Annotated in this window: 12 protein-coding genes; 5 read left to right on the plus strand and 7 right to left on the minus strand. The window is 55.6% G+C overall.

Annotated features, from left to right (window positions below):
• Positions 1–51: 51 nt before the first annotated feature.
• The 4 genes from ABD971_RS13820 (at position 52) to ABD971_RS13835 (ending at position 2,150) form a co-directional block, all read left to right on the plus strand.
• A complete protein-coding gene (locus ABD971_RS13820; protein ID WP_339939896.1) occupies positions 52–279 on the plus strand; it encodes a hypothetical protein in 228 nt (75 codons plus the stop codon).
• Positions 280–402: 123 nt separating this feature from the next.
• Positions 403–873, plus strand: a complete 471-nt coding sequence (locus tag ABD971_RS13825; RefSeq protein ID WP_339939898.1) for a hypothetical protein — start codon at positions 403–405, stop codon at positions 871–873.
• A 256-nt stretch (positions 874–1,129) separates the two neighbouring features.
• Positions 1,130–1,528 (plus strand): hypothetical protein, encoded by a 399-nt coding sequence (locus ABD971_RS13830; RefSeq protein ID WP_345322919.1) that lies wholly within the window; start codon positions 1,130–1,132, stop codon positions 1,526–1,528.
• 127 nt (positions 1,529–1,655) lie between these two features.
• On the plus strand, positions 1,656–2,150 hold the full coding sequence (locus ABD971_RS13835) for an ankyrin repeat domain-containing protein (protein WP_345323389.1): 495 nt from the start codon (positions 1,656–1,658) through the stop codon (positions 2,148–2,150).
• A gap of 62 nt (positions 2,151–2,212) precedes the next feature.
• Here the strand turns inward: ABD971_RS13835 and ABD971_RS13840 are convergent, their stop codons facing one another.
• The 4 genes from ABD971_RS13840 to ABD971_RS13855 all read right to left on the minus strand — a co-directional run bounded on the left by ABD971_RS13840 (position 2,213) and on the right by ABD971_RS13855 (position 8,903).
• The gene (locus ABD971_RS13840; protein ID WP_345322921.1) at positions 2,213–3,178 is read right to left on the minus strand and encodes an alpha/beta hydrolase family protein; all 966 of its coding nucleotides are present in this window, start codon (positions 3,176–3,178) and stop codon (positions 2,213–2,215) included.
• 57 nt (positions 3,179–3,235) lie between these two features.
• Entirely contained in the window at positions 3,236–4,129 is an 894-nt protein-coding gene (locus tag ABD971_RS13845; protein WP_345322923.1) for an alpha/beta hydrolase fold domain-containing protein, read from the minus strand.
• Between the two features lie 125 nt (positions 4,130–4,254).
• Positions 4,255–7,473, minus strand: a complete 3,219-nt coding sequence (locus ABD971_RS13850) for an efflux RND transporter permease subunit (protein WP_339939906.1) — start codon at positions 7,471–7,473, stop codon at positions 4,255–4,257.
• A 191-nt stretch (positions 7,474–7,664) separates the two neighbouring features.
• On the minus strand, positions 7,665–8,903 hold the full coding sequence (locus ABD971_RS13855) for an efflux RND transporter periplasmic adaptor subunit (RefSeq protein ID WP_345322926.1): 1,239 nt from the start codon (positions 8,901–8,903) through the stop codon (positions 7,665–7,667).
• Between the two features lie 497 nt (positions 8,904–9,400).
• On the opposite strand from ABD971_RS13855, the gene pgl reads away from it, so the two are divergent.
• Positions 9,401–10,120 (plus strand): 6-phosphogluconolactonase, encoded by a 720-nt coding sequence (gene pgl, locus ABD971_RS13860; protein WP_345322928.1) that lies wholly within the window; start codon positions 9,401–9,403, stop codon positions 10,118–10,120.
• Positions 10,121–10,216: 96 nt separating this feature from the next.
• Here pgl and ABD971_RS13865 read toward each other — a convergent pair whose 3' ends face one another.
• From ABD971_RS13865 to ABD971_RS13875, 3 genes are all read right to left on the minus strand, one after another.
• On the minus strand, positions 10,217–21,151 hold the full coding sequence (locus ABD971_RS13865) for an Ig-like domain-containing protein (RefSeq protein WP_345322930.1): 10,935 nt from the start codon (positions 21,149–21,151) through the stop codon (positions 10,217–10,219).
• Positions 21,152–21,734: 583 nt separating this feature from the next.
• Positions 21,735–23,015, minus strand: a complete 1,281-nt coding sequence (locus tag ABD971_RS13870) for an Lpg1974 family pore-forming outer membrane protein (protein ID WP_345322932.1) — start codon at positions 23,013–23,015, stop codon at positions 21,735–21,737.
• A 257-nt stretch (positions 23,016–23,272) separates the two neighbouring features.
• Entirely contained in the window at positions 23,273–26,416 is a 3,144-nt protein-coding gene (locus ABD971_RS13875) for a DUF7133 domain-containing protein (protein ID WP_345322934.1), read from the minus strand.
• Between the last annotated feature and the right edge of the window lie 128 nt (positions 26,417–26,544).

Consider the following 26,544-nt stretch of genomic DNA (forward strand, 5'->3'; position numbering starts at 1 on the left):
CCTTTAAATTTCTTGTTGCTTTATCTTTGGAAGCCTGCTCCGAGACTGCTCATGTTGGCGAGCTTGATGTTCTTCGTTGCCGCGGTTCTGAATGCCGCAACGATCGCTTGGACAGGCACCGTTCCGGTGGTGTCCAATGCGTTTAATGATCGCTTGCCATCCGCCTACCTTTGGTCTGTTCTTGCAATCGCGATTGTGGGTGTTTACGTTGGTTATGTTGCCTGGCTGACTCGACATCACCTTGCCGCTTTGCCAGACGCTTCGGGAACGGACGGATAGCCCTCCGGAGCAGCGGAGCAGCGGTGGTCGCCAATCTCATCTAATTGCTAATCGAAGCTCTCTACCCGCAGATCGCGGACCTTATCTGGCTGAAACAGTACATCACCACAACAAAGGTGCACCATGGTCGAACAGCAAATCCCCGAATCACGCACGTACCGACACACCCAATGTGGGAACGAGACAACGGTCAGTGAACAGTCGTTTGAACTGGTTTCCAACCCAATGTCCAGCATGGAGCAAACGCACTGTTCGAGCTGCAACGCAATGTTTCCGATTTCCGAATATGAATGGTCCGACACCGGCGAAACGATCTCCGGCTATTACGCTCGGCATACAAAGAACGCGACCGATCGCCAGCGTTTTCTGTGCTCGAAGAAGTTCATGGTTGGCGTAATTTTGTTCTCCGCCATCGTGACAGCGGGGGCCATCTCGGTCTTAGTCGCGGACAACAACATGCTGGCGAGAATCATTTCCCTCTTTGGTGGGTTGATGATCGGTGCGATGATTGGCATGGCGATATTTGTGTCTGGTTTCGCAAACCCGATTAAGCGGAAAGTCTGTGGGGTCAGTGACACGCGGATGCTTACCTAAACAACGCGACAACTAGAAGGCAGATACCAAATGCGTCAACCAGATTGGCGAGCATGCGGGCACCTGTAATCATTAACGTTCATCACCACTCGTCTGTCCTTCGCTTGTATTTGACAGAAAGATTGGTGCGACGGAAAAATTGTAAGAGGGAGTGTTAAGTGCCTTATCTTCCTATCTCCATTTCCGACCAAATCCGTTCTCTGGGATGGCGGCCGTTATTCGGAAGAAGTCTGGATGTACTTACCAAGGCATGGTCATGACTCTGACTCGCGACACAAAAATCGCCATCGCACTCGGTGCGGTCGGAGCCGCAATCGGCTATTCACTATTGGTGTTGAATGTTCGCCATGATTTTGACACTGCCCCGCTGATGCTGATGGTTTTCGGTGCAGTCTTGATCGTGCTTTGCCCGCTTGTCGCTTTGCTTTGGACGCTACATCAAAAGCGAAAACTACCTATTCGGCGATGCGACATTTGCTGCGCGGTCGTTATGCTGATCGGTTTGCTAGGTCCGTCTCGCTTTGAACCGTTGGTGCCTTATCGGTTGGGCGACTTTTTCGGCTTGCTTTTTTGGAGCGGATTCTTAACGCTGGTTGGCTTGATGACGTATCGTCGGCGAAAAGGTGGTGGTGGGCTTCAGGATGAAACTCAATGATTGGCGGCATGCATCTAATTTTTAACTTTGCTTACCGTACTTTGAAACCACGAGGTAGAAAACGTTGCATGACATCGAGACCCTCATTGAACTGATCCGTGACCGTCGGTTTCGAGATGCCTTGGAGTTGCTCAATGCGTCGCCCGACCTCGCGAGGGAACGGACGGAACGATCTGGACAGCTTCACGGTGCAACGCCGCTTCACTGGGCCGCGCACCGCAACGCGACGGCACTTTGTCAAAGACTGATCGAACTTGGAGCGGATGTGAACGACTCTGCAAGCGATTGGTGGCTGACTCCGCTGTCATGGGGTGCGGATGCGGGTAGCGCCGAAGCGGTTGAACTGCTGCTTCAACACGGTGCCGATGTCAATCAAAATGCCATCGTCGGAACGACTGCGCTCCACGCGGTCGCTATGGGAGGTTCATCCCAAGGCAAAGGCGATCCGCAGGCCTACGAACGAACCGCTGAAATACTGATCGCTCACGGCGCAGATATCAACCGACGTACGGATAAGCAACGGACGCCTCTCGATGAGGCGATCGACAATGCGAATGATGCGGTCGCTAATGTTCTGCGAAAGCACGGCGCTGAGGTATCGGGTTCGTCTCATGATGAGTAGTTGCTGCCAACGCCACCGCGACTGAGGAATGTGCCGATTCAGCCAGCCATTTGTGCCAGGCGTTACTCGCCGTTGCGGTGTTGGCCCTCGTAGAGACTTTCGATCCAGGCGATAGCGGCTTCCGAGACCAATTCATGCCGTCCGTCGAAGATCGTCACGGTCGCGTTCCCGGAGGAGCGGCGGAATAACGGTTGTTTGCTGCCGTAGCTCGGATCGGAAATCACTTGCTTCAGCGTTTCTGGCACTTTGACTTCTTTGTCAAAGTAAGCGATCTCGTCTGCAGACAATCGATCTTCGGCCGCAGCCACTTCATTGAACGCCAACAATGAGTGACTGATGGGGACGCTGCCGTCGTGCCCGTCGCGAATCCCCGCATTCAGATGGAGAGTTACGTCTTTGGCGTTTGCAAGATACGTCAGTGGTGATCGTTTTCGGTATTCTTCATCCACCTCGTCGCTGCTGCCTGGCGCACCACCACACGAAGCGACGATGTTCTTGTAATAGTTGCGGTTGGCCTGTTTGCATTGGTGATACCAAGCCGCCAGTTCGGAGATGGGAACCCACGCGGAAACTCCTGCCCAGATCTCGGGATGGTGGCCTGCCATCACAAGCGATGTGTAGCCACCGCCGGAGGTGCCGACCAGATAGATGGATGTCGGATCGATGTTCGCGGTCTGTTTGGCGTAATCAACGGCACTGACAATGTCCTTGACGACAAGTTCCGAACCCGTTGCTTCGGGACGGAAATTAGGGCCGCGGAAATTGGGATGAATGTACGCCCAGCCCTTTTGGATACACCACTGCTGGATGTCCTTGTGGCTATCTTGTTTGTAGTCACCAGACCACGTGTGCAAAGCAACAACCAAAGGCACCGGATCGCCTGTGTTTGGATTGTAGAACATCGCAGGCTGCTGCGATTCGTCCGCAGAGCTCACGTAGCGGATCTCGGTGACGTCTTCGGCACAAACGTCGTTGTCGGAAACAATCGCAACGGATGCTAGAAGGATTAGTGCGGAAATGAATCTCATCTTGCCAGTGGCCTGTGATGGGGGGAAGGGGGATGTTGTGAGGGAGCGTCCGGAGACTTATTGAGGTCGATGTTGGTCAAGGAAACGGAGAAGGGTTGAAAAATTCGGGTCGCGAAAGAAGCGGACGCCTCCGTGTCCCGCCATAGGAACCGTGACGAGTTTTGCTGACAATCCAGCGTCGGTATACCGATTGACAATGTGTTCGCTCTGGTCCATCCGAACCACCTCGTCCTGGGTGCCGTGAAAGACGAGCAGCGGCGGATCGTCCGAGGAAACGTAGTGAGCCGGGCTCGCCGTTTTCTCGATCTCTGGGCTTACCTTTCCATCGCGAAGTCCGCCAAGCAATGCAAAACTACCCGACTTTTCAGTGTAGGCGCGGTCGGGTTGCGTCTTGCCCCGCAAGACAAAATCGGATGGTCCAAAGTAATCGACCACGGCTTGCACGGCCGAAGATTCCTTGGCATGGTCCCCGAGCGTGCCTTCCAAACTGTCGACGCCGTCGGTAACACCTAGCATCAATGCCAAGTACCCGCCCGCGGAACTTCCGGCGACCGCAATCCAATCGCCGTTGTAGCCGTATCGCTCGGGATTGGCACGGAGCCATCGTACCGCAGCTTTGCAATCATGGACTTGGGCAGGAAAGATTGCGGTGTCGGTGAAGCGGTAACTGATACTTGCCAGTGCGTACCCGTGTTCGGTGACTTTGCGAATCGGCGGCTTCGCTTTCGAGCCCGCACGCCATCCGCCGCCATGGATCCAAATTACCAACGGAGCTTTGCCCGCAACCGCTGGTAAGTAGAGATCCAGTTTCAAAGGTTGTCCGTCGGGACTGGCAAAAACAAGATCACGATGCACGGTCAAATCCGGAGTGTCTTGTCCGCTGAGTTTTCCTGTCATCAACACGGTGGCAAGTATTCCGAGAGTAAGTGTTGGGAATTTTGCGGTAACCATTGAATTGTCTTGTTGTTAGCTTGGGAGCGAAACAGCAAATTGGGGATCGGCTGGCAGCGTGTTTGGAAATTGCTGGACTAGGGGCGGTAGGAATTGGTTTGGATTCTTAATGACTGGCTCGAAGCCTATCCCACATTTTTTTGCATCAAGCGTTTGGGGAGCGTGGCGAGGTCGTCAAAGAAAGTATAGAGCACCGGGATGGCGATCAGCGTCAGTACGAGCGAGAGTGTTTGTCCGCCTGCGGCTAACACTGCGATCGATCGACGTTCTTCTGCACCGGGCCCGGTGGCGATCAACAGCGGTAACAGTCCCGCGACGAATGACAGCGTGGTCATCAGAATCGGACGCAGCCGGTCTCGGTTCGCTCGCATGATCGCTTCGTGACGCTCGAGGCCCTCGGCACGCAACGCGTTCGTATGGTCGACTTGCAAAATCGCCGCTTTTTTGACCACCCCGAATAGCACCAGGATCCCAAGCGCCGAGTAGAGATTCAATGTCTCGCCACCCCAATAAAGACTGAGCAGTCCAAACGGCACCGCCAATGGTAAGGACAACAGAATGATCAGTGGATAGATCATGTTTTCGTATTGTGCCGCCAACACGATGTACATGAACACGAACGACATCAAAAACGTCCATCCAAAATCGGTGATGGTACGCTCCAGCTCTCGCCCGCCGCCAAGGGCTTGGCCACTAAATCCAGTCGGCATCCCGATTTCTTCGGCGGCTTGCTTCACCGCTTCGGTTCGATCTGCCAACGCATAGCCAGCAGCGACGTTGGCTCGCACCGACACCATACGTGATCGGCTTAGGCGGTCGATTCGCGAAGCGGCCTTGCTGAATTCGAAATTGACGACGTTGTCGATCCGCGTCAGCGAAGGGCTGCCATTTTCCTCGGTCGTCACTGCAGCTTGTTCGGTCGTGTTGGTACGTGCGGTCGGATTGGTACGAACATACAGTTGCGAGATCGACGGGACGTCATTGCGGTCCATCCCTACCAAACGCAATTCGACGTCGTAGGCATCGCCGGCGGATCGATCCAGATAACGCGAGACGCGGTCATCACCGCCCACCGCAACCTGTAGCGTTTCGGCGATCTCTCGCACCTCGACTCCCAATGCAGCTGCTCGCTCGCGGTCAATCGATGCCAACAGCTCAGGGTTATCTATTTGCAGTGTGGAATAAACGTCAACGATGCCTGGAATCGTCTCGGCTTTCTTACGTAACTTCTCGCTGAACTCGAGTAGCTGATCGGCGTCGGGGCCAGTAATCGCAAAATCGATGTCGACCGGAGCCCCCTGGCGAAGCGAGGTCAGATTTCGAACCGATACACGAACATCGTCGAGTGTCCCCAGTTTCTTACGAATCTCGCCCATCTTGTCTCGCTGGCTAAAATTGCCACGAAACGCGGCTTTCGGATCCCCTGCGAGAAGCCCCTGCCATAATCGCCCGAGCGAAAATGTGCGATATTGGCTATCGATCAGCCGGATATAGATTTGGGCACGGTTCACATCGCCATAGCCGCCGGTGCCCACGGATGCCAAGACGGTTTCGACCCCCTCAACGCTGCTGAGAATGGCCTCGGCGCGGTCGATTGTTTCTCGCATCGCAGTCAAGCTTGCCCCAGGTCTGGCTTCGGCTCGCACTTCGAATTCGGACTCGTCTACATTCAGTGGGACATAGTCGCGTCGAACCCATTGACTAAGCGGGATGTTCGACGCAATCACCAGTACGACTACCACCAACACGGCCCAGCGGAAACGCAGCGCGATCGCCAGTAACCACAAGTAGGCATTTTCCACGAGCAGATACAAGCCTCGCCGTGATTTAGGCGCCGCAGCATCTTTAGCGGAGCCATCCTTAGGAGCCGCGTGAAGCAGTTTGCTGCACATCATCGGCGTCAACGAGAAGCTAATCAACATCGATATCAGAATGGCAACGGTCGCGGTCACTCCGAATTCGAACAGCAATCGTCCCGTTACACTCGAAAGAAACGAAACAGGCAAGAAGACGATCACCAGCGACAGGGTGGTCGCAAGCACCGCCAAACCGATTTCCTTGGTTCCCTTGACGGCGGCCTCGGCGGGTTCCATTCCTTTTTCTTCGATACAATGGAACACGTTCTCCAAAACCACGATCGCATCATCGATTACAACGCCGACCATTAACACGAGCGCTAACATGGTGACGTTGTTTAAGGTGAATCCGAACCACTTCATAAACGCAAAGGTGGCAATGATCGACGCCGGAATTGCCACCGAGGCGATGATCGTTGAACGCCATGACCGCATGAACAACAACACCGTCAAGCAGGCCAGGATACTGCCAGAGACAAGATGCCGTTCAATTTCGTGAAGCGCCTCGACGATATAGCGTGATTGGTCTTGAATGATTTCGACATGCACATCGTTTGGCAACAACGCTTCGCAACGCGGCAGCGTTTCTTTGATCCCGTCGATCACCGCGACGGTGTTTTGTCCACTTTGACGTTGTACCTGCAGAACCACTGCCGGGGTTCCATTCAGACGAGCCAGCGTGCGAACTTCCTTGGTGGCATCACTGGCTTGCCCGAGGTCGCCCAGACGTATCGCCGTGTCTCCGACGGTAGCGACGACCAAATCCGGAAACGCACTTGATTGGGCAACGCGTCCAAGAGTCCGCAGCGAGCGTTCGCGTTGGCCCTCGTTCATTCGCCCACCTGGCACCTCGGCGTTCTGTCGGGCTAGCGCATCACGGACTTGCAAGATCGAGATGCCGTAGGCGGCCAGACGGTCGGCGTCGATATCGACTTGGATCGCCCGGTCGGCTGCACCCGCGATTTGGACTTGCCCAACACCCCGCGACGATTCAATCACGTTTTTAACGTAACGATCTGCTAATACGAATAACTCGCGAGGCGATCGGGGGCCCGAGACAGCCAGCGTCATGATCGGTGACGAATCGAGGTCTTGCTTCTGAATGATGGGCGGATCGATTCCCGGAGGCAATCGATTGACGACGCTGGCGACCGCATCGCGAACATCTTGGATGGCGGCGTCAATGTCGCGGTCCAGCTGGACCGTGATGATCACAAAAGAGCGTCCATCCGCCGAGATCGAGCGTAATTCGTCAATACCCGCCACCGTGGCCACGGCGTCTTCCAGGATCGAACTGACCTCGGATTCCACCTCTTCGGCGGCAGCGCCCACGTAGGTGGTGCGAATGAAAATTTGGGGCAGGTCAAGATTGGGAAAGCGATCGACGCCCAATTGTGGAAACGCAACCACGCCCGCCACCACAAACGCGGTGATCAGCATCAAAGCAAATACGGGGCGTTTTACGCAAACTTCGGCAAGCCAGTACACAGATGATTCATTCCTGGTGAGTCGTAGGATAGGCTTCCAGCCTGTCGTCGTGGTGAAGGTTTTCAACCTGTCGTCGTAGGACAGGTTTTCAACCTGTCATCAGCATCCTCTCCTGTGAAAAACAATTCGTTTAAAGAGTCTTCTTCGAGCAACGCAGCGTGAACAGCTTCTAACCGATCCAACTTTGTGGTTCACTTGGCGGCAATCGGTGCAGCCGCATGCACCCCCGCCTGAGGCACCTTCTCTGCATTGACTTTGCCCACACGTCCCTGTTCGGCGTCAAGCAGGATCAAGTCGCCTGCAGCCAATCCCTGCACGACTTGCAACGAGGCCCCGCGGCGTTCTCCGATCCGCACCTCTTGTTCCTGCGTCACCCCATCGACGACTTTCCAAGCTTTCGTTGCGCCGGCAAACTCGCTGATCGCCGAATCCGGAACGACGATGGCAAGGGCATCGGGATCGGTGACCACTTCCGCTTCGGCAAATAGGCCGGCGCGGAGCGTTTGATTTTCATTTTCAATCAAAGCTTCGAAAGTCAACGCTCGGCTCTGCTGGTCAAGCGCCGGACTGACTCGCGTGATCTTCGCTTCACGCGGCTCTGTGACCGATTCGATTTTCAGTCGCAAGCTTTGCCCTACCGCAATCGACTGCGAATAACGTTCAGGGATTTTTCCGCGGAACCGTAGCGGGTTCGTGCGAACAATCGTCGCTACCGGTTGCCCGACTGACACAAAGGTTCCTGGAGCGACTTGCCGGTTCAGCACAAACCCATCCATCGGAGCGCGAATGATCGCATCTTTCAAACGCTCGCGAGCGACTGCCAACTCGACTTGGCGGACTTGGATAAGAGCGATCTTTTCTCGAACGCCGTTCACTGCGGATGCATAACGAGCCTCGGCAACTCGTTCTGCGGCCGCCGCGACGTCGTACTCGCCTTGGGACATCGCATTCTGGCTGCGTAACGACGCGATTCGCTCGAGACTACTTTGGGTTTCCTCCCAAAGCGCCCGTTCTTGCCGCACCGGGGGCGCGTTGGCCGGATCGAGTTTCGCAACCGGATCACCTTCGAGCAGTCCTACTGATGACCGTGCCTGTAACAGTTGAGCTTCGGCTTGTTGGACCTGTAACAAAAAATCTTCTTGATCCAGTGTGACCAGCGGATCACCGAGTTTTAGTACGTCACCGACATCACCATGAACCTCGGCGACTCGCCCGGCGACCTTTGCGCCCACGATGGATTGTTCGTCCGCATACAAACTGCCTTGACTGCGAACTGTTGTTGGCCAGGAAGACAATTCGATGCCGAGAACGTCTGCGTCGAGCGTCTCGAGTGACTTTGTTTTGGCTTCGATTGTGGCTTCGTTCTTACCGCTACATCCGCAGATCACGATAGCGCTCAGCAACATCCATGACAAATTTCGAGCAGTCATAAGCGACCTGCGAAAGGGAGGGTGGGTGGCGGGTGATCCAGCGAACCATCGTGATCAGGTTCAATGTGAGCGAAAGTTGATCGGTGGGGAGACGATCGATTGGGGGGGAATCGATTATTGTATTCGCCGATCCCGAGCTTCGCTACCTCCGCCGCCATCGGTAGGGAATGCGTTTGTGGATCGCGCCGGCATCGATTTGCAACCCCTTCGCCCGAATCGCGGCAAACCCCGCTGGCGAAAGTTTGCGGACAATGCTTCACAGGCGCATTTGGAGCGATACGAATAACATGATCTAGCGCGAGCAATTCTCGCCGTCGCTGCCCAGAGAGGTGAAAGATGGTCTAATGTGATTCCCGATACCACGGCTTCATCCCCGAATATCCACAAGGATTACCGAGTCCTGCGAATACGTTTATCACTCAAATTTTAGCGAGCGGCACGGAATCCAAGGTCAAAATGACCAACCCCCTCCCTTAAAAACAATCACGAGTCAAACGATGAGTACTGAAACAAAAAAGTTCGCCGATCCCGCAGCCGTGGCATCCGGTTTCGCCGCCGATTTTGCCGATTGGTTCGCAACACAAGGCCAAGAAAAAATCACGATTGCACTCTCGGGCGGCAGCACGCCCAAACTGCTGTTTGAATTATGGGGGAATGAATACGCCGAGAAGATTGACTGGTCGCGTATCCATTTCTTCTGGGGCGACGAACGCTGCGTCGATCCCGACGACAGCGACAGTAACTATGGCGTTGCGAAAGCGTTGTTTTTGGACAAAGTTCAGATTCCCGCTGAAAATGTTCACCGCGTGCTTGGCGAAGCAGATCCTGATGAAGAGCGGCTGCGTTACGAGAACGAAATCTACGGACACGTCGATATTGATGACAACGCGGTGCCAGAATTCGATTTGATTATCTTAGGGATGGGAACTGACGGGCACACCGCTTCGATTTTCCCACACCAGAGTCAATTTTTAAAATCGCCTCAGGTTTGCGAAGTCGCAATCCATCCCGAAACGGCACAGAAACGCATCACTTTAACCGGCCCCGTGTTAAACCGAGGCAAGAAAGTCGCTTTTCTGATCACGGGCGCCGACAAAGCGGACGTATTGGCGCAAGTCATCAAAAAAGAGGGCGATTCCGACAATTTCCCCGCTTCGCATGTGGAGGCCACCGATTTGACCTTCTACCTCGACGAAGCCGTAGCGGCGAATTTGTAAACCGCTATTCTCTGCGAATCGCATGCGTGCGATTGTTCTTTGACACGAAAGCGAGACCGTCAGTGACGCGTCTCGCTTTCTAACGGGCGAATCCGATTACGACAAAACGCCTCGGCGGCTTTCTAAGTCGGCAGTGATCCAATCGGTGTCTTCCTCGTCATCCAGCAAACTTCCACTGAATACATCGTCGACAGCGGCGGAGTAGTTCTTACTGCTATTGTCTTGAACAGACTGCTCGCTTTGACCGCTGCTGCCGCGTTGGCCGAGACGATTCATTTCGTTGATGACTAACAACGCATCAAACGCGGTGACGACCTCGTTTGAATCGACGTCCAAGTAGTGGTTGTTGGCGGCCAGTAGCCGCGGCGCTTGACTCGCCTCGGCATTGGTCAATCCGCGGCTGATCGCGTTGATCACTGTCAGGGCATCCAACGCGGTGACTTTGCCGTCATTGTTGACATCATAGCGGTTCTCGCCATTGGTCAACCCTGTCAGATTTGTCGGTGCATTGGCCGAGGCGATCGGCGGGTCAAAGTTACCAAAGATGGGCAGTGCCGTTTCGTCGCCATACTGGGCAAACGTGTCGTTTCCGAGAGGCGCGGGTGAATAGGCATCAAACACGTTGGCCGGATCGTTGTCGGCTCGGTCAGAGATCCAGAAGAAGACTTCGCCTTGTTCTTTAGGCAAGATGCCTTGCCGACCCTTCACCCAGATTCCGATGTCATCGATACCGTCAAGGTTGATGTCGCCGACGATCGGTCGGTCGGTGAACCCGCTCAGCCCACCAAAACGTTTGAAGTCGTCTCGAACATCCCAGGTGAAGTCCGCAGTGCCGTCTCGGTTGGTATCAAAGATGAACTGGTTCGTGTCGTTAACGAAAACGGCCAAATCATCGTTGCCATCACCGTTAAAGTCACCGACGATCGGAAGCCCGTTGTAATTGGTCGTGATACGTTCATTGCTTTCGATTTTGTTATTACCATTGGTATCCAAATACCATGCTTGACCATCAAACAAACCGATTTCGTCGCCATCTTTAGCGGCACTAAAATCGCCGGCAACAGGGATTCCATTGACTTGGTATTGTCCCGGCATGACCGATGCGACATCTCCGACACCATCATCGTTGGTATCGATCAGGAAGCTGTAGGTGCCGTTGAAACGTCCGTAGGCGCCCAGTTTGTCGAAGCCTGAAGCAATCCCAGTGTCCTTGTCGGCAAAGTTGCCAGCGAACAAGGCGTCAGTCAACTGGCCGAACTGCATGACGAAGTCGCGATTGGTTGCATCGTTGTCTTGCCCCTCGGGGTCAAAGACATGGTTACCGTTGATATCGACGTAGACCAATCCTTGGCTGATCGTGCCAAATTCGGGGCGGCTGTCGACGGTAAAACGGGCGGCGAAGTCACCTCCGCTGATTCCGTTACCCGATGGCAGGACTGCAACCGGAGTTCCCGGAGCTTGAGCCGAAGAATCACCGTCCAGCAAGTTGCCCGCCGCGTCCGAGATCGAATCGTCTAGTGTCAACGTGTAGCGATCGTCCGCTAAAAGAGCAGCAAACTGAATTCGTACGACGACCTGTTCGGGCGTCGAACTGACAATAAATGCATTGTCGATCAGCACTTGTCCACTGTGATCGCCCACCAGTTTGTAATTGTTAACGTCCGCAGCCAGACCGGGATCGACCGCCGGCGAGCTAAGTCCCGCAGCAGCCGAGGGGCCGCCGGCAAACGTAATTAGCAATGAACCGACCGCAGGCGTGGGAGACAAGTTCGGTTTCGAGGCAAACACGGTGTTTCCGGCGGAGTAGTCGACGCCGGTGACGGTTGGTGGGGTGGTGTCCAGCAGGATATTCAGGAAGGTCGGACTGGATACGTTGCCTGCCAAATCCTCGGCGGTGCCGCCGATTTGACGTTGACCATCGAAGGTAAATCCGACATTCAAATCAGCCGTCGACGTCGCTCGATACTGTCCGCCTGGGAAGGCGTCGTCGCCGTCCAAGGGAACGGCGACGGCAAGACCAATCGCTGCGTCCGAGCCATCGATCACGTTGTTCGTGATGGTGGCCCCATCGGCGTAAAGTCGCACCAACGAATCAGCTTCGGCGGTGCCGACAAAGCCGGGCGTTCGCACGTTGGTGATCCGATCTGATGAGCTACCGATGTTGCTTTGAATCCCGCTGTCGGTGACCGCAGGATCCAATGAGATCGACGGCGCGGCGGGAGCAGTCGTGTCGATCACCAGATTCAACAAGAAGTCATGGCTAATGTTCCCCGCTCGGTCTTCGACTTCGATTTTTAAGTTGTGAACGCCATCGGCCAACGCTGGCAAAATCGTCTGGGCATTACTGCTGTTCAGCAACAGTAGGCTCGTGAACATCGCGTTCCGGCCCAGCAGGGATGTGCTGGCGTCTGCCGTAGCGTCCGCCGCTGAATCGTAAAGCAACGTCTCGGTCACCAGCGTTTGGTTACCGACGACGCCAGTTTCCGCTCGATCGTAGACTCGATACTTCAAGTAGTCCGTTAGGAACGCCCCGGCAACGGTCAAATCAGGAACAACGGCGTGCAGGTCGGCATTCGCGTCGTGCGTTGTCAGACTGACCGCTGGCGTATTGTCATTGGTGATGTTGTCGTCGTTATGGCGACCACTGTCGCTAGCCTCGTCCAAGTCGAGTAGCGGCAAATTCGGATCGAGCGTGTCGACTTCGAGTCGGATGGTTTCCGAGACCGCTTCGTTGCCTGCCCAATCTTCGATCAGGGCATACACATCGTAGACGCCGTCGGTGAGCGGTTCGGCAGTGATTTCCCAGATCCCCAGTCCATCCGTGTCCGTGGCACCTGGGATTGCAGCTTGGACATCGGTAAAGTCCGATCCGACGTTTCCGGTGCCGATCACCAACAATTCACTAAAGACCGCACCGTCGCTGTTCACCTTTTGCGCGAACAGAGTGATGATGCCGTTGGTTTCTCCGCGACCTTGGAATGCAATCTCTTGAATATTGGTGACGTTGTCGTCGTCGTACATCCCACTGTCGCTTGACGCCAGGATGTCGATCGTGGTCGTTGGCACCAACGTGTCAATCTTGACTTGCAGCAAGAAATCGGGGCTGACGTTTCCAGCGCGGTCTTCGATTTCCAATTTGAAGTTATGAACGCCATCGGGGAACGGCGTGCCTGTGGGATCGTTCAGGACTTGGCTCACCGTACGCGTCAATGTCCCCAAGGTCGTGAACCCAAACTCGGCGAACGAATCGTAGACCAGTACTTCACCGTTTCCGTCACCCACTCGCCAATACAGTCGGTAGATCACATCGTTTGGTAGTGGGTTGCCGTTTCCATTGACGGTGTCATTGCCGACCATTTCGAATTGCAGCAAGTTTTGGCCGGTGATATTGTCATCGGTACTGTGGCCGTCATCGTTGATCAAGTCCAAGTACGGCGTGTTTGGAACAACCGCATCCACGTTGATCACCAAGGCCGCGCTGGCAGCATTGACATTGCCGGCAAGGTCTTCGAGCACCACGGTCAAAGAATGAGTTCCTGTATCTAGCGGTTCCGTGGTGATTTCCCAGTTGCCTTCGGTGGTCGCAACCCCTTGCCCAACCAACTCGGTTCCCGAGAATACTCGCACTTTTGTATTGGGTTCTACCGTCGTGCCAGCGGGATTCGCCAATGCCACTGCTTGAATGTGCGTGACATCATCATTGTCGAACATCCCCGTGTCAGCGATGCTCAGTAGATCCGGAGCAGCTGCAACCACGGGGGCAGTGGTATCCACTGTAAACAAGAAGGCACCGCTGAGCGGGCTGCGTCCAACGACGCCCGCTGCATCCTGGATGCGTGTCCAAGATTGCACGAGGTAAACGTCGTCAGCCAGGGCGGTGGAAGTCGCATTCCAGAGCGTCGGGTTCGCCCCATTGACCAAATTCGCTTCCACGGTGGTAACGGTGCCCGTGGTGGTCGAAGTAAAGCTGAGGATAACTTCCGCACCCGCGACTGCGGTCCCCAAGTCGATGGGAATGTTCATCGCTGCGAAATCAGCCAGGTCATCCTGAATGACAAGCGTCGGAGTATTGTCGTTGGTGAGGTTGTCGTTGTTCAACATCCCCGAGTCGCTAGCAGAACTGAGGAACGGAGTTGCAGGGATCGGAGCGGCAAAGTTTTCGATCTCGAGGTCGTAAGTATTCTGGTCGCCATCCGCCGAGGTGACTTGGACAAAATACTTCTGTTGTGCAACAACAGGAACCACGATTTGCTGACCACCCGTGACCGCCGCGCCGGCAACAATCAGCGCACCCGTTGAATCGAACAAGTTGATCACCACATCGCCACCGTCGCCGTCCAGGGGAACACCATCGGCGGTGAAATGGGCGTTGATAATCAGTTTGCCGGTGTCATGCGCTGTGACTTGGTACCAATCATCGTTGACAACACCCGCAGCCCCACCCGATGGCATTTGAGTTGCGTGCAGCGTCGCTCGCATCACCGTGATCGCCGGTTCACTGCCAAGCACTTTGGCCGTGGCGAGCGTGTCATTGGGTTCGAACGCGTCGGGCAATACCAAATCGATGCCATCGATTTGCAATAGCTCAAATTCATCGAAGCTGATCGACTGGTTCGATTGCACCAATACGGCACCCGAATCCGCTTCGGGGCCAGGCTGGAGGATAAAGGAAGCTCCGCCAAGAATGACGTTTAGTGTATCGCCGGTGCCTTGCAGCACGCCGATGGGGCTGCCGCCGAAGACGTTGTAGTCGAGTCCGCCCGCTGGATCGGTTGTGACGTTGACGATATCGGGACCATCGCCCGCATCGATTCGGACTTGCTCGATTCCCGCAATCGTATTGGCCCCGGCGGACAAACCACCGGTGATCGTGAACGCACCGCCCGCGTGAACGGTGGAGATCGTTTCGCCCGCAGAGGTGCCGCTGACCAGAATCGTGTCTCCTCCAGCGCCACCATCGATGGTGTAATCGCCCCCACGAGCGTCGATCACGTCATCGCCGTCACCTCCGTTGATGGTGTCGTCGCCAAATCCGCCAATCAGCGTGTCGTCCCCCTCGCCCCCGTTGAAGATGAACCTCGCTGGGTTGAAGAGCCCGTTGGCGGACCCGTCGATCACGTCGTTACCACCGAGCCCATTGATTGTCAGATTGTCGCCGGACAATCCGCCAAAATTTGTCATTGTGACTAACGCAGCAAGACCAAAGATCGCTTCGCCGAGAACGCCCGATGGGATGGCACCGATGGTGATGTTTTCAGCCGCGTCGGTCGCATTGACGATCAGTGCGTTGTCGCTATCGGGTCCCCCATCGACATTGACGAAGGCCAATTCGGTTCCCAGCAACGAGTTGACGACCACTTCATCGGGCACCACACCGTCGCTGTCCCCCGTGTTGACGTTCAACTGTTCGACTTGCCCGATGTCCAACGTGAATAGACCGAGGTTGGTTCGCTCGAAGGAGACGCGGCTGCCGTTGGCACGGACGACAAAGTTATCGCCGTTGGCCGCGACGCCCGCTCCATTGACGGTCACGCTGTCAGTCCCGGTACCACCCTCTATCAAATCGCTGCCGTCACCGTTGTTCCAGATGAGCGTGTCGGAGTCGGCATCCCCAAACAGGTTGTCATTGCCGAGTCCACCGGTGATGGTGTCATTGCCAGCGCCACCGAAGATGTCATCGACTTGAGGTGTACCGACCAGCGTGTCATTTCCATCACCCCCACGAATCGTGGCCGCAACGCCCAGCGTGCTGAGGTCAATGTTGTCGTCGCCGCCGATTCCGAGAACGGAGATCACTTCCAGGCCATTGCCCAGTGTCACCTCACTGGTATCAACCGTGACCGAAGCTGCTGTCGAAGTGATCGTATCGGCATCTGCGTCACCGAGGATGTTCAATTGGTCGACCGTTCCACCGCCACCGTTGAAAGTGACCGTCGCAGCATCGGTGTAATGGAAAGCGATCCCGTTCGATCCGCTGTGATCAAACGAACCGTCATTATTGGCGTTCACGGGTGTGACGTTGAAGGTATCGTTGTCTGCGGTACCTTCGATCGTCAACGCTGCATTCGCGTCGATGTTGACCGTTTCCACGCCTGCGTACGAGACGCTGCCCAGAGCACCGGCTTCGTCAATCGTTTGGGTTGTCAGATTGAGCGTCACTGCACCCCCGGAACCGGTAAAGTTCAGCACGTCGCTGCCGCTCCCCGGATTGCCGCCTTGGACCTCGACCCCCGTTTCAATCGGATGATCGCCTGCCATGTTAAACGTGTCATCTCCGTCACGTCCGATCAGCCGCAAGAACGTGATGCCGTCCGTTGAAATTGGCAACGTTATGTCCACCGCGAAGGCTGTCTTCTGAATTTGCAGCCTGCCCGTGTTGGTCAGACTAAACAGATCGTCATTGTCAGTGCCGATGATATCCAGCCCGTCGCTCCGGCCACCGCCCGAGTTGACGAAGGCCAAGCTGCCTCCGACGTCGAGACTTTTAAACTCCACAGGCAGTAGTGGATTTCCTAGGAATGCGTCGGCAGTGATCGTGCCCGAGTCAACCTTCACGCCCGGATTGAAGGTGATTTCTGCCCCTGGACCAGGACTGGTGTAGGTCAGTGCATCGTCGCCACCCTGGCCGTTGATGATCAGATGTTCGGTGGTCGTAACCACCACTGGCACCGGCTGCGCCCCCGTGATTCGGGCACCATCAGTGGACAGTTGATCGACCACAATCGTGTCTTGCGCTGCAGTGCCATTGACCACCACGGTATCGCTTGCGGTCGGATCACCACCGGCGACGTTGATCACCCCGAGCTCATCCGGTGTGACGGGGTTGTTTAGGTTGATTTCGTCACTGCCCGCTCCGGCATCGATGTTCAAGACTTCAAAGTTGGCGAACTCAAGCGATTCGAATCCGTCGACCGTGATCAATCCGGTCAGTGCACCGGCGAATACTGGGTCCACCGGGTCGTTACTATTGGGGCCTTGCGTGTAGTTAATCGAATTGGCCGCGTTGAGAGCTTGCGGGAAACCGACGCCCAAAGGAGCCGCAGCAACATTTAAAACGTTGTTGCCACCCGCTGGAGCGATCACTTGAATCGGTTCAAGTCCAAAGAACTCGACGCGTTGGACCAATTGGTTGTTCTCTTGGAACACCGCACCGGCGTCCGCGGTTTCACCTGGATTGTAGGTGGTGTTGGTTGATGTTGTGCCGATCAATCGCAACACGTCGAAGCCGCCTGGTGCTCGGAATTCTCCGCTGGTATTACCAACCCCGTCCCCGTCGAAGACGATCTTGGCACCCACCAGACCATTGCTATTGTCCACTACCAGCGTATCGTCGTCAGCAGAACCACGGATCAAGATCAAGCCGGTTGTCGCTTTCGGCGCACTGAACACCAAAACCGAGTTGACGAAGACCTGGACATCTCCGGTTAGCCCGTTGCCATCGTTGATGATCAAGAACTCATCCGGATTGCCGTCGCCCGCATTGCCGAAGGCCAAGTTGTCGGCACTGATGACGAATCCGTTCAAATCGACTTCGACTGCACCGATATCGTCTTGGGATCCTTGTGGGCGAGCGAAGTCGCGTTGATCGACAGTCAGTGTGGTCACACCGAATCCGATGACTGGGCTACCCGCGCCGGGCAAGTGCGTCGGGGTGGGCCCGCTATTGTTCAATAGAGGCAGCAGTAACGCGTTACCGCCAAAGATGGTATTGACGGTCAAACCGGTCAGCGTGCCATCATCGGCATCGCCAATCAGGTTGAAGTCGTTGCTGTTGATCGAACCGCTGAGATTTTCTTCGATTCCACTGCCGGGGTTCTGTGCAACGATTGTGTTTTCGATCGTGACGCCACCGGTGCCTCCGGCGATGCCGCTGCCGATGCCCGTGGCTGCGTCGTTAAGCGTGACCGTGACACTGTCGGTGATGACAGTGCCGCCGTCGGTATTGAAGATACCGCCGCCATCACTGCCGGTTGCCGTATTCCCTGAGATCGTTGTGTTGGTCAGCGTGAACGTGCCGGTTCCGGAATTCCAAAGACCGCCACCTTCGACAGCGGTGTTGTCATGAATCGTGCTGCCGTCGATGGTCACCAGTCCCGCACCCGAGATGTGAATGCCGCCGCCGTTACCGGGATTATTGCCGGCGTCGTTATTGCGGATCACCGAATCGGTGATGTCGATGCCAGTACCCGCGTTGTCCTCGATGCCACCGCCGGCGCGAGTCGACGTGTTGCCATCGATTAAAGAGTTGTTGATGGTGATTGAGCCGCCCACATTCTGGATCCCGCCGCCGCTTCCGAGGGTGCCATCTGCAAGGTTGCCGCTGATCGTCACATTGTCGATATCAACATTTCCGCCGTTATTGAAGATCCCGCCGCCGCCTTGATCGCTTCCGTCACCACTGGCGAGGTTGCCATCGATCAGCGTCCTATCGATGATCATCGTGCCGCCGCCGTTCCACAGTCCGCCGCCTTCTTCGGCAGCGGTGTTGCCGATGACCGTGCCGCCAAAGATGTTCACATCACCCGTTCCCGTGACATGCAGACCGCCACCGTTGCCCGGCGCGGTCATGCCGGTGGCGGAGTTCAGATCCAAGTTGACATTCAACAGCGTGACTCCGAGTCCTGAGCCGGAGTTGTCTTCGATACCACCGCCTGCACGATTGGCCAAATTGAATGCCAACGCGCTGTTGTCGACGGAGAGTGTTCCGCCCACGTCGTTAAGAATTCCGCCGCCGCTGCCAGCCAAACCGTTGGCGACGTTTCCAATGATCAATGCGTTACCGGTCACGTTGACGATGCCGCCGTCGTTGAAGATCCCGCCACCGCCTTGATCGCTTCCGTCACCACTGGCAGTGTTCCCATCGATCGTGGTGCCATTGATCGTCATCGTGCCGCCGTCGTTCCACAGTCCGCCACCTTCTTCGGCAGCTGAGTTGCCACTGACCGTGCCGCCAAGAATGTTTACATTACCAGGTCCGCTGACATGCAGCCCGCCACCGTTACCCGGTGCACTGCCGGTCCCGAGCGCAAGATTGTCGTTCAGTTGCGTGTTTTGCAAGTCGACGAATCCGCCAACATCCGAGTTGTCTTCGATCCCGCCACCGGCCCGGTTGGCGACGTTGCCACTGATCGTGGCACCGATGGAAATCAGGACGCCGTTGGTGTTGTTCAAGATCCCGCCGCCGCTCCCCGCGAGCCCATCGGCAACGTTATTGGTAATGGTGATGGAGGATACCGGAAGCAGGCCACCGAGCTGAACGAATCCGCCTTCGTTAAAAATACCGCCGCCGCCCTCGTCTGCCGCGTCACCGCTGGCCGTGTTGCCATCGATCGTGGTACCGTCGATGGTCATCGTGCCACCGCCGTTCCACAAACCGCCACCCTCCAACGCAGCGCTGTTGCCGCTGACCGTTCCGCCAAGGATGTTCGTGTCAACGGTGCCGGAAATATGCATGCCTCCACCGTTACCGGGTGCGCCGACGGCTTGATTGTTGGTCAGGGTGACGTTGGTTAACGAGGTCGTGCCACTCATCCCCGAGATTTCGATACCGCCGCCAGCACGATTGGCACTGTTGCCGCTGATCGTTGAGCTATCTACGGTCAGGATACCGCTGCTAAAGATACCGCCACCACTTCCGCTACCGGTTGTGGCCACGTTGTTCGTAATCATCGAACCATTGACCACGTCTAAAAATCCGCCCCCGCGATTGAAAACACCACCACCCCCTTGCGTCGGCGCCGTTCCGCCGGTCGCCGTGTTACCGGTGACGGTCACGCCATCCAAGGTGGCAGAGGTCCCGAAAATGCTGGTAGCGTTGTCGATCAAAATTCCGCCACCAATGAGGGCGGTGTTGTTCGAGATCATACCACCAGTCACACTGAGAATCTCGGTTTCGGTGACCCACAACCCGCGACCACTGTTCGCCGTGTCTAGGTTGACCGCATTGAGCTGGACAGTGTCAAAATCAAATCCACCATTGACGATCAAGGAAGCAGCATAGTCGGCATCCAGTGTCGTGACATTCAACAGGTCGCCCGCGTTGCCGAGATTAACCGTCAACGAATTGGTCGGGTTGGGAATGACCGTATTTTCAAACGTCGCGCCGTTATCGATAATTTCGATGAAGCCCGTCGCGGCACTGTTCTGCAATGTCGCGTCGTTAGAAATGGCCAACGGTAGATTCAAGGTCGTGTTGGCCGCGTTTCCGGCGTTGATCGGTTCCAAACCGGTGTAGGTGATCACCGCGCCGTCAAGATCAATGTTGCCGTTATTGCCTTCGCCCGGCGTGGTCGTGGTGTAATTTAAAATCTGGTCGTTAAACGAGCCAAGAATGGTTAAGGAGTCACCATCCGCAGTTGCTTGCGTTCCACCCACGAACGACAACCCCGGGATCGGTCCATTGCTGAGGTCAACGGTCAACGAGTCGTCACCAGCGCCACCGACGACCGTCACCGAGTTCAGAAACGTCGTATCAAAAGGTGACACTCCATACGGGGCAATGTTAGCCGGCGCACCACCGATCGTGACCTCCAATTGACCAGCCCCGTTAAGCCCGATCGTAAAGTCGTCGTCCCCGCCGGTACCCCCAATGATAAGATCCTGCGCAAAGACATTGACGTTCGCTTCCCAGCCAGAGAAAACGACACTGCCATCGGTAATGAACTCAAACGTCAATTCATTGTTCGTGCCCGTTATGGTACCAGGGGGATCCTCGTTGCCAAAAACAGAGGCCCCTTGAAAAGTCCCAATCAACGGTGTGGTGGTATCGCTGCCATCAAAGATACGCAGTAAATCAAGGTTGAATCCCTCCGTTTCAAACGATGTGAAGTCGACCTGCAAAACGCTGCCGGGTCCGCTATTAAGTGTGAGGACGCCGTTCTCGTTATCTAAGTAGTCTGCTCCAATGTTACCACTGTCGAAGTACTGGTCGCCGCTTACGACATTTGCGCTGACGGTGCCTGTGGTGGGTTGAAGCACGACAGCGAGCAACCGACGATCTTCCAACGACTCGATGCGTGGTCTGCGCGACATCAAGTGGGTGAGACGACGGCGTTTGGAGTCGCGAGTCCTGCGGACTTGTTGACGATCTCTACCTGCTAACTTGCCAAACATCATGACATCTCCCGCTCGTGTTGCTAATCAATGAAGTTGCGTGACGGAGAGTCCGCCAGATCCACCGCTATAGGGCTGTGCGGCGGACACCTGAAAAACATCTTAAAGGCTGCGCAATCAACAAGATAGGAAGATTAGGGGGGTGATGAGTACTTTTTTATGGAATCTTTTTGATCCTCAGTTGACAAATCGAGCTGTCGATGCCTCACATTTGATCAAATTGACCACAGGCGATTCCTCCTACGAGAACGAGGTTCGTAGGTGCGGAAAGGAGTGGCCTCGGATGATTGGGATTGCGCTACGAGACAGAGGGATAGCACGTCAAAACGCAGATGAAATTGGACTTTAATTGGCTGCAGAACCGACGAGACCACCGCTGGAGATGTACCGACAAACGGAGGCATCAGGCATACAAAGTCGTCCCAATACACACAAAAAAACGCGTGCCGAATTTTGATTCGGCACGCGTTCTTTGGTTTGAACGTTTCGGTTGGATTCTAACTTAGAATCGCCATTCGGCTCGGGCGGTCAGGCCGCTAAAGGTCATTGTTTCGCCAGCATCAGTCAGCTGGCCGTCGCGGACTGAGTTGATGTAACTGCGTGTCGTGACCGATTCGTACCATGCACTCATCAGGAAACCGCTCGATAGCACGAGATGGCGTTTCTTGCCCATCCAGCGAACACCAAGTTCCGCGTCGAGCGTTGGGGTGGCATGGAAGTCTTCGTAACGATTCGAGATCACGCCGCCACCAAATTGGTTGCGTTGGTCGTACGTTGCGTTCCATTCACCGGCCATCAAGCTGGCCAAGGTCTTGCCGTAAAGCATCAATCCGGTGTTGCAGCTGTAGGTCTCGAAATCCAACCCGCCGCTGATGCCGAAGCCGTCGAAATCAATGTCGGTGGCGACGTTGGTAAGGCCAGTTGCGACCGATACGGTTTGATCCGCACGGAATTGTTGTTCGATGTTTCCGTAGCGAACCCCTGCTAACCAATTCACTGCGATCGAGTCGGTTTGTTTCCAAAGGTGGCGATAGTTCAAATCGACCGTTTGAAAGTTCATGTCCTGCGAAGCAAATGCTTCAAGACTGCTGTTGCCCGACGTCGCGACGCTCGGGTGAGTCACGTTGGAGGCGAGCACATTGTTCTGTTGAGCTTCGATCGAACTTTGCGAACTGCCGTCCCAACGAGCGTAGGAGAGTTGGATGCTGCTGCACTGAGACAACCCAATGCTGCCTCCGACACGGAAGCCTGCTTCGGCATCCAAACCGACGATACCGAGTGGTCCGGTTGGTGAGGCAACAGCGGGATCGGGATCGGTTTGCTCGGTCGCGTAAATCAGGTCGGTGCTGCCAGGACGCAGCCACAGAAATTCGCCGAACAAGCTGGTTCGATGTGCCCACCATGGTGAAGTGTGGCAGTCGCTTTGTTGCTTCAGTTCGTGAAGCTTCGCAAAAATGCCATCGCCGTGATCACGTTTGCAACCGCATTGGCCCGCGGGTGAGTCGCATGAACTGCAATGCCGCGATTGCCGTGGCATCGCGTGCGGCGAATACTCCGAGTCGTTGTAAACCGGTTCTTCATAGACGGGGGCGTCGTATTCGGGCGCCAGATAATTGGGATCCCCAGCGACATGACCTTGCCATTGACCCTCGGACCCCCGCTCAAGCTGATTCGCAAAACTGGGACTGACCCCATCCAAAGCGGTTGCAGCAGTGAGAGGAAGTGCAGCGACCAAGGCTGTCAACGCACGTACGGCTTGAGTGCCAATCCAATTTCGTTTCATTTCGCTCGTTCCTGTGTTTCATTATCCAGCCGGATGAATTCCGGTGAGGGGGGGAGAAACAGCATGTTCCGCCAAGCGGGTTAACACTCCCCTCGCAGGTAGAGGTATCGGAACTCGCACCACCCGACTTGTGGGAATAACCGACACAGCCGGACTTTTGCCCCAGACTTCCCAGTTTAACGGCGTCCCCATTGCGAGCGGGTTGCATAAAACAGCGTAAAACACAGGGGAAAGCCGTCGTTCCGCGTTAATGGCGTCTACTTTGCCGCTCGCAGCAATGCCATCAAATCCGACAGCTCTTGATTCGTAAGCTGGTCGGCCAACCCGGCCGGCATGATCGAAATTTCACTCGCTTCGCTCAGTTCGATGTCGCGGTGGTCGACCCGGACAATTCGGTCGGCGGTGAGTTGCAGTTCCAATCCCTCGCTCGTCCGCGCGGCGACCAAACCGTTGAAGACTTGGCCATCGCTCGTCAAGATGCGCAACCCCTGATAGCTCTGCTCTTGCCGAGCACTTGGGAATAGGATCGCCTCCATCAACGCTTCGGCGGTGCGACTCGCTCCGATACGCGTCAGTTCAGGACCGATGTTCGCGCCGACATAGCCGATGCGATGACAACCACTGCAGGCCGCTTTACTGCTGCGAAACACTTGCAGCCCGCGCACCGGATCGCCAGGCTGCAGTTGCGATAAACGGGATTCGACCGAAGCTTGGATATCCGCGTCGGGTCGCTGCAATTCGGCTTCGGTCTGAATGGCCAATGTCTTGAGATCGTCGGATGATTGACGATACAAATTGGATAGAAACCCTTGCGGCAAAGTGCGCGAGACGCGGAGCGTAGCGAGTTGCGTCAACATTGCCTTCTCGATTGTCTTGTCGCCCGAGCGGTGCACGGCTTCAATCGTGGTCGTCAACCGTTGTGATGGAATTTCGGCTAGCGAATCGACCAATCGATTCGCGGCGGTTAGCTTCACCCGCTGTAGTACCTTGGATGCAAGCGGCGCAAGCGTTTCATCGTCACCCAAGAACGCAGTCACCACTTCTTGTTCGATCTCGCTGTTTCCCAAAACGCTGCCGACGGGCAGCGATGCAAGCAGTTCAAATCGATGCTGAGGCGACGATGCTTTGATTGCGTTCGTCCGCAGGACGTTCGTAAGTGTAACGGAATCATCATTCTCTATTTTCGTCTGGCGTAGGTTTTCCGCCAATCTGCGTTGCAGCGGCGGTTCGGCAGTATCGAGCCACAACACCAATCCGTCGACCCAAACCGATGGCATCACGCCAGCGTTAAAGTCGTGGAGGTGGTTGGCCAAGAACGTTTGTTTCACCTCGTTGAACGTGCTGGCATTGTGGACCCACTTTGCGATCTGTTGTTGGACAACGTCTTGATGTTTCCATCCCGCGACCAGTAGTGCGAGCGAGTCGGGTTCTACGGAGTCTTGAGTTCCAAGTTTAGAGAACCATTGGTCAAGACGTTCGCTCGCCTGTGGTGCCCATTCGGGATGCTTGGCCATGATTTCTGCGGCGGTGTGCCGCAAACTGGGATCGTTACTGCGGAGTGCGGTGAACCAAACTGATATCGGAACGTCGTCGCAGCGGTCGACCCGATCAAGTACTAACATCACGGCACGTTGTTGAGGCTCGGATTGCGCAGTGGCTAAAAGGTCGACGTCGCTGTTGCGTGCGATTTCGATTAATGCGTAAAGCAGCGAATGTTCGAGATGCCGATCTTGTTGCGAGTGATCGATTGCGTCCAGTAACGCTTTGGCGCTTTCGGGCGAACCCATTCGGCCAATTGCTTCCGCACTCCTACGCCGGACATGCAGATCCTCATGACCGAGCAAACGCAATAGTTCGTTGAGCGATTTCGCATCTCGGTGCAGTGAAACCGCATGACACGCGGCTTTCAGGATCGACGCGTCCGGTTGCGAGAGTTGCTTACGGATGACCGCCATTGATTCCGGTGTCTCGAGGTGAGAAATCGCCCACAACGCGGCGATCCGATCCTGCAGCGAGCGGTCCGAGCTATTCAGGACCGATTCGAGTGATGGGATAATGGAGTCGTCAGCGTGTGCAAGCTGTAGACTCGCTTGGCGTCGGATCCAAGACCGCCGATCATACAGCGATTCCACTCCGTGATTGTTACCCGTCTGTGATTCACGCGTTTGCGAGGTGCACTGTCCTTGATCGGATTCAGCATTCAGCTTTGAAATGCGATAGATGCCACCGGCGGCCGTGGCTTGATCGATCCGCGATGTGGGGCAACACAGGTCGTACCAGCCACCGGTATCGATCACCAGCAAGCTGCCATCGGCATCTTCGAGCACATCGGTGGGATGGAAATCGACTCGATCGGCGACGACCAAATCGTGATCGACGCTTTGATAACTGCCCCCTTTGGGGATCAGCTGATGCGCCGTGACCTTTTGTAAATTAAACAGTGCGGCAACAAGCACTCGGGAATCGGAGTGTTGCTCGGTAGCAACCAAATGATTCGAGTGCAAACAGGCGAGTCCACTCGGAGCGGCGGGGCCAAGCTGAGTCATGATCGGCATCAACGCTCCGGTGCGTGGGTGACCGTCGAGCACGGCATTTTCCTTGCCATAGACACCTCCGTAAACCGCATGGGCGATGCCATCGCGAAGTCCATTGCCGGGATGCTGCAAAAACGTGCTGGTGAAAAACGCTTCTCCCTCGGGTGTAAACGCCACTTCGACCGGGTTATCCATCCCGCCGGTGATCACTTGTTCGACATCGCCGCCACTGAGTTTCCGGCGATAGATATGGGCCGCCGACGATTCGATGGTGCGTCCATCCAGCAGCGAGTGTGATTGTTTTGCAAACGCACCCTTACACCAATAGACCCATCCATCGGGACCGATGTACGGTCCATGCAGGTCGTTGGCGCAACCGGTGATCGTTTGCCCGTCGAACCAAACTTCGCGTTTTTCACAGACACCATCCTCGTCCGCGTCCGTCAATTTCCAAATCACGGGCGGGGCCGCAACCAGGATATCGTTGCCCACACACAGTACGCCTTCGGGAAAACTGAGCTTGTCCGCTGCAACGATCCGCTGGTCGAATATGCCGTCATGATCGACATCTACCAACCGAATAATTTTGTGCAGTTTTTTTTCATTGTGTTCGATGATCGGTTTGCTGGCGCCACCGGACTCGGCCACCACCAAACGGCCTTGATTGTCCCAGTCGGCGACGATCGGCCATTTGACCAGCGACTCGCCTGCGACTTTTTCGATCCGCAGACCGTCAGCCAATGTGAATTGAATTCCGTCTATGATCGCGACGTTGTCAACATTTTGCTGTCCGAGTAGCGGAGTGGATGTGACACTCAGAAACAGAAACGCATAAACAAATCGCGACCAAGCTTGGGTATTGAGCATGTTGTTGCAGTGGAGTGGCGCTGCGGCGGGATTGGGGGGTGAGGACCGTGTCGCACGGCCAAAGTCACAATATTCGTGACTCTCGTTAGCTTACCAGTTACCAGCACGACAGTGTTGTTCCGCCACAG

The organism is Novipirellula rosea (genome assembly GCF_039541335.1).
GTDB lineage: Bacteria > Planctomycetota > Planctomycetia > Pirellulales > Pirellulaceae > Novipirellula > Novipirellula rosea.

What these genes read in the sequence shown, in the direction of transcription:
- ABD971_RS13820 (WP_339939896.1), top strand. Translation starts at nt 52, where the DNA reads ATGTTGGCGAGCTTGATGTTCTTCGTTGCCGCGGTTCTGAATGCCGCA.
- ABD971_RS13825 (WP_339939898.1), top strand. Translation starts at nt 403, where the DNA reads ATGGTCGAACAGCAAATCCCCGAATCACGCACGTACCGACACACCCAA.
- ABD971_RS13830 (WP_345322919.1), top strand. Translation starts at nt 1,130, where the DNA reads ATGACTCTGACTCGCGACACAAAAATCGCCATCGCACTCGGTGCGGTC.
- ABD971_RS13840 (WP_345322921.1), bottom strand. Translation starts at nt 3,178, where the DNA reads ATGAGATTCATTTCCGCACTAATCCTTCTAGCATCCGTTGCGATTGTT.
- ABD971_RS13845 (WP_345322923.1), bottom strand. Translation starts at nt 4,129, where the DNA reads ATGGTTACCGCAAAATTCCCAACACTTACTCTCGGAATACTTGCCACC.
- ABD971_RS13855 (WP_345322926.1), bottom strand. Translation starts at nt 8,903, where the DNA reads ATGACTGCTCGAAATTTGTCATGGATGTTGCTGAGCGCTATCGTGATC.
- pgl (WP_345322928.1), top strand. Translation starts at nt 9,401, where the DNA reads ATGAGTACTGAAACAAAAAAGTTCGCCGATCCCGCAGCCGTGGCATCC.
- ABD971_RS13865 (WP_345322930.1), bottom strand. Translation starts at nt 21,151, where the DNA reads ATGTCGCGCAGACCACGCATCGAGTCGTTGGAAGATCGTCGGTTGCTC.
- ABD971_RS13870 (WP_345322932.1), bottom strand. Translation starts at nt 23,015, where the DNA reads ATGAAACGAAATTGGATTGGCACTCAAGCCGTACGTGCGTTGACAGCC.
- ABD971_RS13875 (WP_345322934.1), bottom strand. Translation starts at nt 26,416, where the DNA reads ATGCTCAATACCCAAGCTTGGTCGCGATTTGTTTATGCGTTTCTGTTT.